Raw genomic sequence first — 14,435 nt, forward strand, 5'->3', positions numbered from 1 at the left:
AGCCTACAGCCTACAGCCTACAGCCTACAGCCTACAGCCTACAGCCTACAGCCTACAGCCTACAGCCTACAGCCTACCCCCTCATCGCCTTCACCGCGTCGATCAAGGTGTTCAGAGACTCGCGACTCTGACGCGGATTAATCGGGAAAGTCACCAGCCGCTCCGCCATGGTCTCTGCGACGGGGAACTGCCCCCGGGTGTAACCGCGATTCTGGAAGGCGGTGGACCAGTGGAGTGGGATGTAATGGAATCCGATGTGGATCTGCTTCTCGTGGCGCATACGGTAGATGAAGTCTTCCTTGTTTACGCCAAAGACCGCAGGATCAATCATGACAGGATAGAGATGGAAGACGTGCTTGTGTTCCGGCAGTACCGTCGGCAGGGTAAGTCCGGGCACATCTCTCAGATGCTCCGTGAGATACGCCGCGTTGTCGATCCGGCGCTGGTTCAGGACATCGGCCTTTTTCAACTGCTCGGTGCCCACGGCGGCCTGGATATCGGTCATGCGATAGTTGTAGCCACAGTCGTCGAAGTCCTGCCACCAGAACTTCTTGTCCATGGGGAACTTGTCGGGATCCAGCGCGCAGTACTTGGTGTTGCCACCATGAACCCGTGTGCAGTGGGAACGATAGAGTGAGACACGCTCGAAAATTTCCGGATCGTTGGTGACGACCATGCCGCCTTCGCCGAGGGTGGAGATGTTCTTCTGCTCGTGAAAACTGAAGCAACCCGCCGCGCCCATGGAACCCGCCATGCGGCCCTTGTACTGCCCGCCGATGGTGTGACACGAGTCCTCCACCACCGGGATGCCGTGCTTGTCGGCTATGGCGAGAATGGCGTCCATATCGGCACATTGGCCGTAGAGGTGCACGGGGATGATCGCCTTCGTGTCCGGCGTAATGGCCGCTTCGAGCTGGGCGGGATCGAGGTTGAAGGTCACGGGATCCACGTCGACAAAGTCGATTTCGGCGCCAAGGGTCACCGGGACCGCCGCTGTGGCAATCCACGTCATCGGCGTGGTGATGACGCGGTCGCCGGGCTTGATGCCCAGACCAACCATGGACAGGAACAGTGCGGCGGTGCCGTTACTGACGGCCCGGGCGTACTTTGTGCCGCAGTACTCAGCGAATTCCTTTTCAAAATCAACGCAGGCATTGCCGCAGGTGGGGGCGTTGTCGCGCAACACGCGCAGCAACGCTGCCTCTTCTTCCGGACCGTATTGGCTGCCAAACTTGATGGTAAGTTCGTCGTTCATGGGGAAACCTCTTTTTTTGAACCGCAAATGGACGCGAATTAACGCGAATTAAGAATACCGGCAACTGAAGTGGCGACTTTATCGTCGCATATCGTCTGCTTCAAAAATAGCCTCGGCTCTCGCGACAGATACTGGCGTATATTTCACCGCTATGGTTGAGGCGAAGCCCCGTGATGGGATTGCTCTATTGAAAACAAGCATAGGAAAGGCACTTATCAGCGAACGTGTCCCCGAACCAACGAAGATACGCGTTAATTCGCGTTCATTCGCGGTTCACCTTCCAAAGATCATATCCAGCGCCTCGTCCAAATCGCGCATGGGAGTCTTCAGCGTTTCCTTCGCCAGGGCATTGGCGAGGGAAACGTTGTTGGGCCGGGGTGCGCGGCCGGGCATGGCATTGGAGTCGGTCGGGACGATCAGGCCTTCGCTGTGGCCGAGCTTTCGGGCGATTTGCTTCGCCATTTCATAACGATTGAGACAGGTGCTGCCCGCAAGATTGATGGTTCCGGTAAAGTCGTTCCCCGCGAGTTCCAGCAGGCTTTTCCCGAGGGTGATGACGTCCACGGGCGAACGCACTTCGTTCTCCGGGATTTGAATCTCCCGGCCTTCCCGGAGATTTTCTTCCATCTTCACGAGGAATGAATTGCCCGACCCCATGATGGGCATGCCGATGACCAAAGCCACGCGAACAATGACGGAGTTTTCCAGGGCCTCGTGGGCGAGGACTTCCGCGGCCACTTTGGTGCGGCCGTAGAAATTAACCGGTGATACGAGGGCATCTTCACTGTAGAAACCGTCCACACCGTCAAAGACATTGTCCGTGGAGCAGAAGAGGAAACGCGCGCCATGCTCGGCCGCGAGGCGCGCCAGGCGACCGGTCGTCTCCGTGTTGACCAGCGCGGTCTCTTCCTGGTTGGCCTCGGCATAGTCGATATTGGCAATGGCCGCAATGTGGATGATGGCGTCGGGCTTTACCGACGCGACGATTTCCGCCGTTTTCGCCTTGTCGGCGAGGTCAAAGGCATGATGGACCACGTTGGCGGGCACCCCCGCGAGGGGACTTCGGCTGCAGGCATGCATATCCCAGTCGGCGGGCGCATGGTGCAGGACGCTGCCGCCGACGAACCCGCTGGCACCGGTGACGAGAACCTTCTTACTCATTCGAACTTTGCTCCGACTGCTGACGCAGTTCGTTTCGTTTGTGAATGCGATGAACCTGCCACGAGAGGATGAACATGATGACAACAAAGAGCAGGGCCGTCCCGAGGCCGAGCATGTTCACATTTCGAATCTGATCCACCGGCTCGCGTCCCTCCATGAGGTAGGGAATCCAGAGTTCCTGCACGACCGGCCCGATACTGCCGATGCCATTAACCAGCCCCGCAACGGCCACGGCGTTGCGCTCGCCCGCGACGACGACCGCCGCGACACCGCACAGCAGCGTGTCCGGTCCGTAGAGCATGAAGCCCACCATGCCAAAGCAAATTGCGAGCATGGTCGGATCGGTACCCCACTGCAAAACCATCAGGTAGCCCACGACAATGCCGATGCCCATCAGCAGGGTAAGGCGCTCCCACCGCCCGCGAAACAGTCGGTCCAGCACGATTCCAGCTATGATGGCGCCCGCGAAACCGGCGAAGTCGAAGATGGTGGAGTAATAGGATGCCTGATCCACGCCGAGCTGATTGGCGGGGTCCAGTCCTTCCTGCCGCGACTGGATATAGAGGAAGGTGGGCAGCCAGGAATCAAGGGCATAGCGCAAGAACTTGATGCAGAAATAGGCAATGCCCATCAGGGGCACGATGGGATTGAGCACAATCCGGAGATAGTCCTTGAAGTTGACGGACTCGGCGGTAGAGGCCTGTACCGCATTGTCCACGGCGTCTTCGTCGTGATCGATGATGGGATCGAGACCGACATCCTCCGGCTTATCCCGCTGCCAGAAGTAGATAATCCACCACACGGCGAAGGCAACGAGGGTACAGCCCCAGAACGCATAGGGAACGCCAAGATGGGCGAGAAGCCAGCCCGCCAGGGCCTTCACAACGATGTTGCCCACCAGATAGCTGGTGGACCAAACGCCCATGATGGTGCCGCGCTCCGCTTTGCGCAGCCATTCCGCCACCCCCCCCACCACGCCGGGCCAGCCCGCGGCCTGCACGAGTCCATTGAAGAACATGAACACGATGAAGGTGCTCAGGGAGTTAGAGAAACCGAAGACGACGTTGATGGCGATGGAAGCACCCAGGCCACCGAGCAGGAGACTCCGGGGACCATACTTGCGTCCGACGAAGCTGTTGACGAACTGGCCGATCATGTAGGCGACGAGATAGGCCGTCCAGATGTAGGAAACGCCGTGGAGGCCAAAATCATAGCCGCTCCCCTCTTCCAGCATCAGGGGCTTTGCGGAACCGAAGGCCTTGCGAACAAGATAGAAGCCCGCATAGGCCATGTAGGTGGAAAACAAAATCTTGTATTGCCAGGCGCGCTGGTCGCTATTCAGGGGCTTTAATGCAGCGGACACGAACTACTACTCCTCGGGTGAAATCGCAGAACCGGCGGAGGCGTCCAGTATTAAAGGTTACCACACCCCGATCGGCGCGCATTGGGTTGATTCCTGGGTTGGAATATCTTACCCCGACGGTGAAGATTATTGGGCTTCCGGACGCTCCCCATCTGGAAGAGCCGATATAGTACCGCTTGCACGCCGCCGCTGCAAGAATACTACCAGCGCATCTGCTCCGCGCGCGATGGGTCCAGCGTCACCCGAAGGATACTCGGGCGCATGGTGGCCTCGGCGATGACGTGGCCGCCGGGGTGAATTGCAAGAGAGTGGCCCACCCGAACCTGCGGCCCTTCCACACCGCAGTGGTCCGCACGCAGAAGATAGGCCCCGCAGAACTTGGCCAGCATCCGCATCCTCATGCGCCACTCATCGAGGCATTCATCGACCATACAGTCGATGACCTCGGACTTACCGTAATTGGTCTTGGCGAGGCCGTAGGAGGGCACAAGGATAAGGTCCGGACGCTGCTCCGCCATCGCGTTCTGGTTGGCGCGTTCGATGGTGTCCAGGCAGATGAGAATTCCCACCCGGCCAAAGGGCGTCTCCACGACCTCGATTGTAGACCCCGCGGTGAAGCCGCCGGTCAGGTCGCAGGAGGCCAGGGTGACTTTCCGGTGCTTGTGGAGCAGATCGCCCCCCGGCGAATAAAACAGGGCCGTATTGTAGACGGCATCGCCATCGCGCTCGATGGTGCCGCTGCACAGATATACTCCGTGGCGCTGGGCGAGTCGGCCAAGCCGGTCACTGAAGGGACCGGGCACCGCTTCCGCCAGAGGGCGAAAGTCGGCGACCGTGGTGTAGGGCGTGAAGGGGGTCTCGGCGATGAGGACTAGATCCGCGCCCACGGCGGCCTCGCCAATCAAGGTCTCGAGGCGCGCAATGGCTTCGTCTTTGTCGGGAGGACAGTCAAACTGAATGACTGCGGCTTCGATTTTCTTTCTCAGCATGACGTCCGCGTTCCTAAGCTATGGTGAGTCCGTCCAAGGCCTCGGCGAATCGGGACTTGAGATCTTCCAGCGGTTCCAGACCGATGGATACCCGGACGAGCCAGCGAGATACCCCGTGGCTCTCCGCCCAGTCGAGCTCTTCAAAATGGGCCAGCAAGGTGTAGGGACAGGCGAGGGAGAAGTTGTTTCCGAGGCTCGGGCCCTTTGAGATTTGGAGGCGATCATAGAACCGGGGCGCGTTGGCCGGGCCGTTGTGGAGAACAACGGAAAACAGGCTGCCATAACCGCCGCCGGGTCGCATGATCTCCCCATAAGCGTCGCGCAGGCAATACTTGGGATAGAACACCGAGTGGACCGCGGGCTGCCGCACGAGCCAGTCGCAGAGCGCTTCGGTCGTGGCATTGGACTTGAACACACGTTGTTCGAAATCCCGGGAATTCCGCTCCAACACGATCGCATCGTCGTCCCAGAAGAGCTCGTCAAAATTGCGGGCGGCCTCGGCCGCGAACGCGGCGCCAAAGGGCCCCCCGCCATGGACCGCCAGCCCCCCCGCCATCACGTCACCCTCACCGGAGAAGGCCTTGGTCAGGCTGGTCACCACGATGTCCGCATGGGGAAACACGTTTACGTTGGCGTACGTGGCCGCCGTGTCGTCTACGATCAGAGGAACCCCGTGGTGGTGGGCGAGTTTCGCGAGGTCGGGCAGGCTGCAGCCCGTCAGGAGTGGGTTGCCGGGAAATTCGCAGACGATGGCGGAAATCGGCTGGGAGGCCAGGAGCGCGCCGACCATATCGAGATCATAGTCTCCCACGAAGTGACTTCCGGGTCCAGAGACCGTCTGCACCTTGAAAACATCGACGTAGGGAAAGCCCAACTGGATGCTTTTTGCGCCGGGGCGACGTTCCTGCACGAGGCGCATGGCCCGGCTCATCGCCGCCATGCCCGAGGGATAGAGCCACACGTGGTCGGGGGATTCACCCAGAAAAGCGCCGATGCGTTCGCGGATTATCTTCTTGGCTTCGGGGCCGCCGGGAGCGGCTTCGCGCCCTTCGAGGGCGGCTTCCGCCCGGCGCGAACTGATGATCTTCCCGAAATGCTGCCAGAAGGCCTTGGCATCGCGGAAACCCTCCTCGGGGAAGAAGACCCCATGGATCCGGGTCTCCGGGCAGAGTTCACGGCGCGCGTTGGCCCAGCCTCGCTCCATGAGGAAGAGAACACACCGGTCCGCGGCTTCCTCCGAGGGGAAGGCGAAACATCGCTCACCGGGCCGACCGTAGCGTTTCTCGAGCAGGGCGAAAAGTTCGGCGACCTGGGGATGAAGCACGAAACGGGGATAACCCAGTTGCATGGCGGAGACAATTTCCGGGCGGCCTTCCTCGTAGCCCACGGCATGATCCCAGCAGGGCAGGGCCACGGAGGTAGCGTGGGGCGAATCCGGCAGGGGCTTCCCCAGGTCCTCGGCGCTCCAGCAGGGATCAATCAGAAGATTTCGGCTCATCAGTCGGGCGTACCATGGCGTAAAAGGGTGACATGTTCCTACGCAGCCCCTCGATCCATGCACACATTGAAGGGGGCTTACGGGCCGCACACCATAGCACAATCGGGTGTTATTCCGGAAATGCGCACCCGAGGCGGAGTCCGGCGCCCGGAGAAGTGACATTTTTTGTCACTCAGTCCCCCTCAGGGGCGAAATAATGCGCATCGCCGGGTGGTCGCGAGAGGGGGCATATTGCTAACCATCCTGTTTACAACACCTTAAGCATCTGGCACGGCAAATGCTCTATCCTGGCAGGTCAATTGACCTCCAGGTACAGAATATTACCGCACTGATCATAACGAACGGATAGGAGATGGGATATGAGCAAAAAAAGCGGCTTTACTCTGATTGAGCTCATGATTGTTGTCGGGATAATCGCCATCATTGCGGCCATCGCCATCCCGAATCTGCTGCGCTCGCGTATCCAGACCAACGAATCGGCGGCGATACAGAATCTGCGGACGGTGATGGGCGCACAGACGGCCTACAGCGCGACGAACTATGTGTTCGCGACGGATTTCGATGACCTGACAACGGCCACCCCATCCTTCCTGGCGGGCGACTGGGATCCGGCCCGGGGCGGCTACAATTTTGTCCTCGGCGGTGATGTGGACAACTTTACGCTCAACGCCAACGCGAAGGAGTATGGCGTGACCGGGAACCACGGCTTTTACACCGATGCTTCCGGGGTCATTCGATTCGCCGTGATGGGCGATGCGGACGGATCGGGTGAGCCGATCGGCTGACTTACGGACTTGAGGATGGTGGTGGTGTCGGTGCGCACCCCATGCCGCGCCGATACTGGAAACCTGGACTCGGCTGCGCGCGGAAAAAGCGGGAGCAGACACATTGGGCAGGCCCCCCACTTCGGGGGGCTTCGTATTTCTGGCAAGACGGATGACTTTTTAATCCTTCCCGGCCATCGGGTACACTCCTCTACTGGCAACCCAAACGCAGTGAGGCAACGAGTCGTGGGCGAATCCGATCTGAAAGTTTCTTCCACTCAGGCTCTGGACGAGATTCCCGCGCCGGAGCTCCCCTGGCTTCCGCCCCGTGCGCCCCAGCCCATACCGGGAATCGGTCTCATCGGGTGCGGGGGCATCACGGCCTACCACCTCGACGCTTACCGCGACGCCGGTTTTCCCGTGCTGGCCTTCTGCGATGTCGATGAAGACCGTGCATCGGGTCGGCGGGATACCTACAATCCTTCGGGCGCGGTCTACGCGGACTACGTCACCCTGCTCGCACACCCCGGTATCGAAGTGGTGGATATCGCCACCCATGTAGAGGTGAGGGGTGCCATGATCGAGGCCGCCCTTCGCGCGGGGAAGCATGTGCTGAGCCAGAAGCCCTTCACGCTGGACCTTGCCGAAGGCGAGCGGTTGATTGCGCTGGCGGAGGAGAGAAATCTCAAGCTCGCCGTCAATCAGAACGGCCGCTGGGCCCCCCACTTCAGCTACATGCGCCAGGCGATCGCCGCGGGAGTCATCGGCGAGGTAAACGCCGTCCATCTGGCGGTGCACTGGGACCATGCCTGGACCGAGACTACGGTCTTTAACGACATACCGCACCTGATTCTGTACGACTTCGCGATTCACTGGTTCGACATGCTGACCTGCTTCATGGGCGATACCGCGCCCTTGCGTGTCTTTGCTTCGGAAGCGCGGACGGCACGCCAGACCAACAAACCGCCCATGCTGGGTCAAGTTATTGTGGAGTACCCAAACGCTCAGGCCACGCTGGTGTTTGATGCGGCCACGAAATTCGGCGCGACAGACCACAGTTTCATCGCGGGCACGCTCGGCACCCTCCAAAGCACGGGCCCCGACTTAAGCCACCAGGCGGTAACGCTGTACAACGAGCACGGTATCGCACGCCCCGCCTTAACCGGAGAATGGTTCAAGAACGGCTTCGAAGGAACCATGGCGGAATTGCTGTGCGCCATCGCCGAGAACCGCCCCCCAGCTAACAGCGCCCGAAACAATTTGAGGAGTTTGGCGTTGTGTTTCGCGGCGATTGAAAGCGCCCGTAGTCACCAGCCCCAGGTTCCGGGTAACATCCGGCGCATGCCAAACTGACGTTCAAACACGACGGAGCATCAACATGATTCAAGTCGGAATTCTAAACGCCTATTTCCCCTACACGCTGGAAGAGAGCGCGCGGCGCATCCGGGCGCTGAACTTCAACACGGTCCAGCTCGACCTCGTCTTCAAGGATATGGATCTCGGTGTTAACGACATCAACACGGCGAAATGCAAGACCATCCGCGACACCTTTCGCCGCTACAATCTGCCCATCTGCTGCATCTCGGGCTACACGAACCTGGTTCACCCCGATCCGGATAAACGCAAGGCCAATCTGGCGATGCTCAAACAGATCCTCCACCACGCGTGCGAACTGGGCACCCCCTACGTCATCAGCGAGACGGGAACCTTCGACCCCGACAGCGACTGGGTACACCATCCAAGAAACAAGACGCGCGAGGGCTACGAGGAATGTCGCGACGTGATCGCGGACATCGTCCAGTGCGCCCGAGAGCACGGCGCGCGCTTTCTCATCGAGACCTACGTCAATAATGTCATCGGATCGATTGAGGAGACCCTTCGGCTCTTTGCCGACATCAACGACCCGACACTTGGCCTGCTGATGGACCCGACGAACTATTTCGAGACGCACAATATCGACCAAATGGACACGCAACTCAACGCCATCTTCGATGCCTTATCCGACAAGATCGTCATCGCCCATGCCAAGGACGTGCGCAAGGCGGAAAAGGATCAGGGCGTGGTGCTTTCCAACATTGACGCGGGTGAAGGGCACGCCTTGCAGGGCGTCGGCATGATTGAATTGCCCCCGCCGGGGCTGGGAGTGTTGAACTACGACCTCTACCTGAAGCGCCTCGCCCGGAAGCACCCGAACATTCCTATCATCATCGAGCACCTGGATGAATCGGATGTACCCCGGGCGAAGGAATTTATCGACGGGCGGCTGATGGCAAACGGGGTGTGAGGCGGGCGGGTCTCAGAACCCGGCGAACAACTTCAGGAGGACGACGGGTATCTGTGTGGCACGCTACGCCCGCCATCCGCCGGGTGATTTTCCCCATCGTCTTGTGTACACTGTATCCATCGAGTATTGGCAACACGTCAGGCGGGTATTAGCATGTCTTTGAAGTCTTTCGCGCGCGCTCTGTTCATCGGGACGCTGACCGTTGGTTCCGGCGTCATTGCCGAAGAAATGAGAGCCCCGGCATCGCCCCAGGACCTGGAATTCTTTGAATCCAAGGTGCGACCGGTGCTGAGCCAGTATTGCTACGAGTGCCATGGCGCGGAAACCCAGAAGGGCGGTCTGCGCCTGGACCATATTAGTACCATCCTCGCGGGTGGCGAGTCCGGCCCGGCCCTCATCGCAGGGAATCTGGCCGAGAGCCGTATCCAGCTCGCCGTAGCGTATGACAACGTAGATCTCCAGATGCCGCCCAAGGGCATTCTCCCCCAGGAAGCGCGCGACGCCCTCGCCGAATGGATCACGCGCGGCGCTCCCTGGCCTGAAGAGCCCGTACCAATGGGCGGCGCGGCTGTGGAGGTCTTCGACCTGGAGCAACGGCGCGATACGCACTGGGCCTGGCAGGCTGTGAGCGATCCCGCGCCGCCTGCGGTTCAAGATGAGCGCTTTCAGCACCACCCGGTGGACCAGTTTCTCCAGGCGAAGCGCGAGGAAAAGGGACTGACCACCGCACCCGAGGCGGATCGCCGGGTGCTTGCGCGGCGCGCCTCTTTTGCCCTGACCGGTTTCCCGCCCGCCCCCGAAGAGGTGGATGCCTTCGTCGCCGACGCCTCGCCGGACGCCTACAGCCGCCTTTTGGATCGACTCCTGGACGAGCCGGCCTTCGGCGAACGCTGGGCGCGCCACTGGTTCGACCTCGTGCGGTATGCCGAGACCCACGGCCACGAAGGCGACTATCCCATTCGCCATTCCTGGCCCTACCGCGACTATGTGATTCGCGCGTTGAACGACGACGTGCCCTACAATCAGTTCGTGCGCGAACACATCGCGGGCGACCTGCTGAAGCAGCCGCGCGAGAATCGCGAGGGACGCTTCAACGAATCGGTCCTCGCCACGGGCTTCTGGTACATGCACCAGGCCACCCACGCCCCGGTGGACGTGCAGCGCGATCAGGCGGATCGCATCGACAACCAGCTCGATGTCATGTCCAAGGCCTTTCTGGGTATGACGGTCTCTTGCAGCCGCTGCCACGACCACAAGTTTGACGCCATTCCCGCACGGGACTACTACGGGATGGCAGGTCACCTTTACAGCGCCCGGCAATCGGTGGCTTTTCTCGATCCCGGCCACAAAATACACTCCAGTACAGTGGCCCACCAGGCCGTGTTCCGCGACCAGATCGCCAGAACGCTGTCCGTCGTTGACGCGACACCTACTGTCGATCACCTTTCCGTCGCCCCTTATTTAACAGCAGCCGCAATCGTTCTGTTCGACGCACCCAAGCCCACGGACGGCGTACCCCTGGAAATTCCGCCGGACAACGCGCATCCCGAGCCACGGCCCGCCGTGGGACGCCCCATCGCCGTGGTTGCGGGAGAAATGCAGCTTGACGCGGACCTGCTCGATCGCTGGGTTGTGGCCCTGTCCGAGCCGGGCGTCGAAAGGCCCAGTCATCCCCTCCATGCCTGGCATCGACTCGCCCGCGAATCGCGCGTGGCGGAAGCCCAGACCTTTCTCGACAGCACTCGCGCTCTGGCCACCGCGCCCGCGACGACTCAGGAAGATCCGACGAACCGGGTCTATGCCACCTTCGATGGGACGGACTTCGAGGGCTGGTTCAATTCGGGAGACGCCTTTGGCGCAGCACCTTCCCCGGCCAATGCCTGGCAGTTTCTCCACGGGGAGGTGTTCCCCACGCTCCAGGGCACGGCTCACAGCGGCCTCGGCGCTGGGCGCCTGCAGGGCATACTCCGCTCCCCCAATTTCAAAATTGACAGCGACTATATCCATTTCCGTCTGGCGGGGCAGAACACGCGCATTCGACTGGTCATCGACGGCTACCAACTGACACCCGACAATGGCCTCCTCTTTGGCGACACGATGATCTACGTGGGCGACACCCGTGGGGCCTTTGCCTGGCACTCCATGGGCAAGCAGGTGGGAAAATACCGGGGACGAACCGCCTACATCGAGATTATCGACGAAAGTAATGGTTACATCGCGGTCGACAAGATCGTTTTCAGCAATAATCCTGAGCCGCCGATCGACCCGGCGTTGTCCTTCGCGGATCTCGTTCAGCCGGATGCCCCGAACGCGACAGCGACGCTGGAAGAGCTCGCACGGCGCTACGAAGCGGCTTTTCGAGCCGCGTGGGCGACCGGCGATCTTCAAGCCCGCTGCTCGAACCCCTATGCCGCCCTTCTCCTCCGTCGGGGCCTCTGGTGGAGCCCGGAAAAACTTGCTGAGCGCGACGCCATCCGAGCGGCCCTCTTCCAGTCCGAAGAACGCATTGCGGAGCCCATGAAAGCCGTGGCCATCACCGACGGCTCCCCCGACGATGCGGAGTACTTCATCCGCGGCGACCACAGGAATGCCGGCGACCCCGTACCCCGTGGCTTTCTGGCGGCGCTGAGCACCCGCATCGATCCCGTCGCGCCCGATCGGCTCACGCTGGCGGAGAAAATGGTGGACCCGGCAAACCCCTTGACGGCCCGAGTGTACGTGAACCGGATCTGGCACCATCTTTTCGGGCGGGGCATCGTGGCGTCCGTGGACAATTTCGGCAAGTTGGGCCAGCCGCCCACGCACCCCGAACTGCTGGATTTCCTGGCCACGCGCTTCGTGGAAAACGGGTGGTCCACGAAGTGGCTCATCAAATACCTCATGAGTACGGAGACGTGGCGAATGAGCAGCGTGCCCTGCTCCCCGGAAAGCGAGAAGCTCGATCCGGCGAATCTTTATCTCCACCGCATGACGGTGAAGCGCCTTGAAGGCGAAGTTATTCGCGATTCCCTCCTGGCGCTCGGCGGCAATCTGGACGCCACCATGTACGGCCCGTCCGTTCAGGCTTACGTGGCTCCATTCGAGCAGAACCGGCGCAGCCCCGCGTCCGGCCCGATGGATGGCAATCGACGCCGCACGGTCTATCTGGAAGTGCGTCGCAATCACCTTCTCCCCATGGTGATGGCCTTCGACGCCCCTGTCCCCGACACCACCATCGGCGCCCGAACGGTATCCAATTTGCCCGCGCAGGCGCTCATCATGATGAATGATCCCTTCGTGCTGGCCCAGGCACAGGTCTGGTGCGAAAGGATGCTGGCGAGCGAGCCCCCGGATCTCGATACCCTGCTGGAACGGCTCTATCAGGAAGCACTTACACGGGCCCCACGGGACGACGAACGTGGCGCGCTCGGCGCTTTCGTGCGGTCCCAGGCCGCGCTCTACGGCATCTCGGATGGCGACGTCTGGAAGGACAGACGCGTGCTGACCGACTTGTGCCATACCATATTCATGCTCAAGGAATTCATTTACATCGGCTGAGCCCAGGATTTACCCCATGAATCAAGACCGTGAAACTGGATGCGCCTGTCGGCAACATACGAGCCCCGCGCCCCTGACCCGGCGCGACATGTTGCTGCGCTGCGCCAATGGCTTCGGCGCCATAGCGCTCTCCGCCCTGCTCGCCGAGCGCGCTTACGGCGCCGTGCAGCGCGGCGGGGTCGCACCCGCAGCATCGCACTATCCCGCCAGGGCCCGCAACGTCATCTTCCTGTACATGGATGGTGGTGTCTCCCAGGTGGACAGTTTCGATCCCAAACCGCGTCTGACTGCCGAGAACGGAAAGCCGTTTTCGATGACCATGGAGCCAACCCAATTCGATAACAACGGCTCCACCCTGGGCAGTCCCTGGGCCTTCAAGCAATATGGCCAGAGCGGGACGCCGGTCTCCGATCTCTTCCCCTACGTGGGCGAGTGTGTGGATGACCTGGCCATCATCCGCTCCATGGTATCGAAGTTTTCCGAACACAACCAGGCCAATTACTTTCTCCATACGGGACACGGCCTCGTGGGTCGCCCTTCCATGGGCGCGTGGACGCTCTACGGACTGGGCACGGAGAATCAGAATCTTCCGGGCTTCGTTGTGCTGAACGGTGGCCTTATCCCTTCCGGTGGCGTGGACAATTTCGGCGCGGGCTTTCTTCCCGCCGCGTACCAGGCATCGCTCTTCAAGGCGCAGGCCTATCCACTGGCAAATATCGCCCCCACGGAAAGTGTGCCGGGCGCGCAGATCGCCCAGCTCGGCCTGCTCAATCAACTCGATCAAGCGTCCCTCAATGTGCGCGGCCACCACGACGCGCTGGAGGCCGCCATCGCCAACTACGAACTCGCCTACCGCATGCAGACGGCGGTTCCCGACATGGTGGATCTCAAAGGCGAGAGCGATGCGACCAAACGCCTCTATGGCATGGAAGCCGCCTATGAACAGACCCGCGCCTATGGCCTTCAGTGCCTCATCGCACGGCGACTCATTGAACGCGGGGTTCGCTTCGTCGAATTGACCTGCCCGCCCATCGACGGCCAAGACCGCTGGGACGCCCATGGCGATCTGGTGAGCAACCACAGTCTCAATTCCCTGGCCGTGGACCAGCCCATTGCGGGCCTGCTCAAGGATTTGAAGTGCCGCGGACTGCTGGACGAAACCCTGGTGATCTGGGCGGGCGAATTCGGGCGAACGCCTTTCGCCCAGGGCACGGTCGGGCGCGACCACAATCCCTTCGGCTTCACCATTTGGATGGCGGGCGGCGGCGTGAAGCCCGGCGTCGTCTACGGCGCCACGGATGAATTCGGTTACAAGGCGATCGAGAACAAGGTGGAGATTCACGATCTCCACGCGACGATACTCCATCTGCTGGGCTTTGATCACACGAAGCTGACCTACCATTACAGCGGACGAGATATGCGCCTGACCGACGTGCACGGACACATCGTGCATGATATTTTGGCATAAGGTTATTGAGCGGAGGCTTTACAGCCCCCAAAGAGGAATATGGTTGCGATGAAAAGCAACCGGGGGATGCGTAGTCCCCGCTCCATAGTTCCATAAATCCTGCCCAGACACCGGGC

The 14,435-nt window shown here is 60.8% G+C and carries 10 protein-coding genes; 5 read left to right on the plus strand and 5 right to left on the minus strand.

Features of this window, described 5'->3' with window-relative positions; translation table 11 throughout:
* Window positions 1-73: 73 nt before the first annotated feature.
* The 5 genes from JNK74_17275 to JNK74_17295 form a co-directional block, all read right to left on the minus strand.
* Window positions 74-1,255 (minus strand): DegT/DnrJ/EryC1/StrS family aminotransferase, encoded by a 1,182-nt coding sequence (locus JNK74_17275; GenBank protein MBL7647936.1) that lies wholly within the window; start codon window positions 1,253-1,255, stop codon window positions 74-76.
* A 273-nt stretch (window positions 1,256-1,528) separates the two neighbouring features.
* The gene (locus tag JNK74_17280) at window positions 1,529-2,416 is read right to left on the minus strand and encodes an SDR family oxidoreductase (GenBank protein MBL7647937.1); all 888 of its coding nucleotides are present in this window, start codon (window positions 2,414-2,416) and stop codon (window positions 1,529-1,531) included.
* On the minus strand, window positions 2,409-3,779 hold the full coding sequence (locus JNK74_17285; GenBank protein ID MBL7647938.1) for an MFS transporter: 1,371 nt from the start codon (window positions 3,777-3,779) through the stop codon (window positions 2,409-2,411). Before JNK74_17285 ends, JNK74_17280 begins: the two co-directional genes overlap by 8 nt.
* A gap of 200 nt (window positions 3,780-3,979) precedes the next feature.
* Window positions 3,980-4,768 (minus strand): carbon-nitrogen hydrolase family protein, encoded by a 789-nt coding sequence (locus tag JNK74_17290; GenBank protein MBL7647939.1) that lies wholly within the window; start codon window positions 4,766-4,768, stop codon window positions 3,980-3,982.
* Window positions 4,769-4,781: 13 nt separating this feature from the next.
* Window positions 4,782-6,266, minus strand: a complete 1,485-nt coding sequence (locus tag JNK74_17295; GenBank protein ID MBL7647940.1) for a PLP-dependent transferase — start codon at window positions 6,264-6,266, stop codon at window positions 4,782-4,784.
* A gap of 359 nt (window positions 6,267-6,625) precedes the next feature.
* On the opposite strand from JNK74_17295, the gene JNK74_17300 reads away from it, so the two are divergent.
* The 5 genes from JNK74_17300 (at window position 6,626) to JNK74_17320 (ending at window position 14,319) form a co-directional block, all read left to right on the plus strand.
* On the plus strand, window positions 6,626-7,051 hold the full coding sequence (locus JNK74_17300; protein ID MBL7647941.1) for a type II secretion system protein: 426 nt from the start codon (window positions 6,626-6,628) through the stop codon (window positions 7,049-7,051).
* Window positions 7,052-7,066: 15 nt separating this feature from the next.
* On the plus strand, window positions 7,067-8,383 hold the full coding sequence (locus tag JNK74_17305) for a Gfo/Idh/MocA family oxidoreductase (protein MBL7647942.1): 1,317 nt from the start codon (window positions 7,067-7,069) through the stop codon (window positions 8,381-8,383).
* Window positions 8,384-8,408: 25 nt separating this feature from the next.
* The gene (locus JNK74_17310) at window positions 8,409-9,314 is read left to right on the plus strand and encodes a sugar phosphate isomerase/epimerase (GenBank protein ID MBL7647943.1); all 906 of its coding nucleotides are present in this window, start codon (window positions 8,409-8,411) and stop codon (window positions 9,312-9,314) included.
* A gap of 153 nt (window positions 9,315-9,467) precedes the next feature.
* Window positions 9,468-12,851, plus strand: coding sequence for a PSD1 domain-containing protein (locus JNK74_17315; protein ID MBL7647944.1), 3,384 nt, complete (start codon window positions 9,468-9,470; stop codon window positions 12,849-12,851).
* Between the two features lie 88 nt (window positions 12,852-12,939).
* Window positions 12,940-14,319 carry a DUF1501 domain-containing protein gene (locus JNK74_17320; GenBank protein MBL7647945.1) on the plus strand — a complete coding sequence of 460 codons (1,380 nt, stop codon included), beginning with the start codon at window positions 12,940-12,942 and terminating at the stop codon, window positions 14,317-14,319.
* Window positions 14,320-14,435: the final 116 nt, after the last annotated feature.

This window comes from Candidatus Hydrogenedentota bacterium (assembly GCA_016791475.1).
Classification (GTDB): Bacteria; Hydrogenedentota; Hydrogenedentia; order Hydrogenedentales; family JAEUWI01; genus JAEUWI01.

Excerpts from the sequence above, each read along its gene's own strand:
- JNK74_17275 (MBL7647936.1), bottom strand. The coding sequence starts at position 1,255 with ATGAACGACGAACTTACCATCAAGTTTGGCAGCCAATACGGTCCGGAA.
- JNK74_17280 (MBL7647937.1), bottom strand. The coding sequence starts at position 2,416 with ATGAGTAAGAAGGTTCTCGTCACCGGTGCCAGCGGGTTCGTCGGCGGC.
- JNK74_17290 (MBL7647939.1), bottom strand. The coding sequence starts at position 4,768 with ATGCTGAGAAAGAAAATCGAAGCCGCAGTCATTCAGTTTGACTGTCCT.
- JNK74_17295 (MBL7647940.1), bottom strand. The coding sequence starts at position 6,266 with ATGAGCCGAAATCTTCTGATTGATCCCTGCTGGAGCGCCGAGGACCTG.
- JNK74_17300 (MBL7647941.1), top strand. The coding sequence starts at position 6,626 with ATGAGCAAAAAAAGCGGCTTTACTCTGATTGAGCTCATGATTGTTGTC.
- JNK74_17305 (MBL7647942.1), top strand. The coding sequence starts at position 7,067 with ATGGTGGTGGTGTCGGTGCGCACCCCATGCCGCGCCGATACTGGAAAC.
- JNK74_17310 (MBL7647943.1), top strand. The coding sequence starts at position 8,409 with ATGATTCAAGTCGGAATTCTAAACGCCTATTTCCCCTACACGCTGGAA.
- JNK74_17315 (MBL7647944.1), top strand. The coding sequence starts at position 9,468 with ATGTCTTTGAAGTCTTTCGCGCGCGCTCTGTTCATCGGGACGCTGACC.
- JNK74_17320 (MBL7647945.1), top strand. The coding sequence starts at position 12,940 with ATGTTGCTGCGCTGCGCCAATGGCTTCGGCGCCATAGCGCTCTCCGCC.